Origin of the sequence: Collinsella sp. AM36-4AA (assembly GCF_003467795.1) — a bacterium.
Taxonomy (GTDB): domain Bacteria; phylum Actinomycetota; class Coriobacteriia; order Coriobacteriales; family Coriobacteriaceae; genus Collinsella.
On record NZ_QSHS01000056.1, the window covers coordinates 280 to 1,815 of the forward strand.

Here is a 1,536-nt window from a genome sequence, read left to right on the forward strand (position 1 = left end):
CCTGGCCCGCGCGACTGGGGTCGCTCGGGGTGGAGGCCTTTATCGACGCCGCACACGCGGCGGGCCCTCTCCTCACGACTGCGTTCGCTGGCCTCGTGCTCACCCTGGCAGCCGACGCCGTCCTTCTCGCCTGGTTCTGCCGCTTCGAGGACGGGAGGGCAGATGCGTAGGAAGCCGCTCGCCGCCATGCTCGTCCTCTTCTCCGCAGCGCTCGTCCTGGGCGGGAATGCCCTGCTCGACGCCGGCTGGGGGTCGGCGCTGCGCGCAGGGCTCTGGACCGCTGAGTGCGGCGCTAGTACAATTCCGACGAGAGTTTCAGGAGGTCAACATGGCGAGGATACTGGCAGTGGATGATGAACGGGCGATCCTCGACGCGCTCGCGCGCGTCCTCGGCCGCGACGGTCATGAGGTCGTCAAGGCGGCGGACCCGACAGCGGTCCCGGGGATGGACCTCTCGCGCTTCGACCTCGTGCTTTGCGACGTCATGATGCCGGGGCTCGACGGCTTCGAGCTCGTGCGGCAGATCCGCCCGGACTTTGACGGGCCCATCGTCTTCCTGACCGCGCGCGTGGCCGAGGAGGATGCCGTGGCCGCCTACGGCCTGGGCGCCGACGACTACGTCCGCAAGCCCTTCGGGGCCGCGGAACTGCGCGCCAAGGTCGCGGCCCATCTACGCCGTGAGCGCCGACCGCGCTCGCACGCCCTCTCCTTCGGGGAGGTGCGGATCGACCTCGGGGCGCGCGGCCTCGCCGTGGGCGACAAGGCCGTGCCGCTCACGCCCACCGAGTACGCCATCTGCGAGTACCTCGCCCGCCACCCCGGGCAGGTCATGAGCCGCGCGCAGATACGCGAGGCGGTACTCGGCTGGGAGAGCGACGCCGACGACGCGGCCATATCCATGCAGGTCAGCCGCGCCCGGAGGAAACTCTCCGAGGCCGGCGCCGATCCGATCGCGACCGTCTGGGGGATGGGGTACAAGTGGCAGCTCTGAGGATCGGGGCGCGAGGTCGCGGGGGCATGCCGCTCTCCTTCGTCATCGCGCGCTACTTCGCCTACGCGTTCGCGGCGGTCGCCACGGCGTGGCTCGCCTCGTTCATGGTGCTCTCCGTGGCGATCAACGCGGGCTATGTCTACGAGGCAAGCTGGGGGCCGGCCAATGCGCGCGATGTCGCGGAGGGCCTGGCACGCGACGGCGTCTGCGGGCAGCAGGACGTGCCGACGGCGTACCGCTACCTCATCCTGAACAAGGACGGAAACGTGCTGATGACAGACCTCGAGAGCACGCGGCTCGAGGACGCGACGGAAATGGCCCGTACGGCACTCGCCGCGGATCCGGGCACAGTGGAGATCGAGGGCGGGGGCTCGGGCCTCACCTACGCCGCGTTCCCGCTCAAGGGCGGCGGGGCCTGCGCACTCGTCAGCGAGTACCTGCCGCAGTGGGTCTCGCGCGACCTCGCCGGCCTGCTTCCCAACCCGCAGAGCCTCATGCTCGTCGGCGCCACGGCGGGAAGCGCGCTCGCGCTCGCGCTCGTGGCG

The 1,536-nt window shown here is 70.8% G+C and carries 2 protein-coding genes; both read left to right on the top strand.

The window, feature by feature from the left end:
* The first annotated feature begins 328 nt into the window (after nucleotides 1-328).
* Nucleotides 329-991 (top strand): response regulator transcription factor, encoded by a 663-nt coding sequence (locus DW850_RS10025; RefSeq protein ID WP_117786969.1) that lies wholly within the window; start codon nucleotides 329-331, stop codon nucleotides 989-991.
* A gap of 26 nt (nucleotides 992-1,017) precedes the next feature.
* Nucleotides 1,018-1,536, top strand: a 519-nt coding sequence (locus DW850_RS10030; protein ID WP_199575688.1) for a hypothetical protein, incomplete at its 3' end; no start/stop codon positions are given.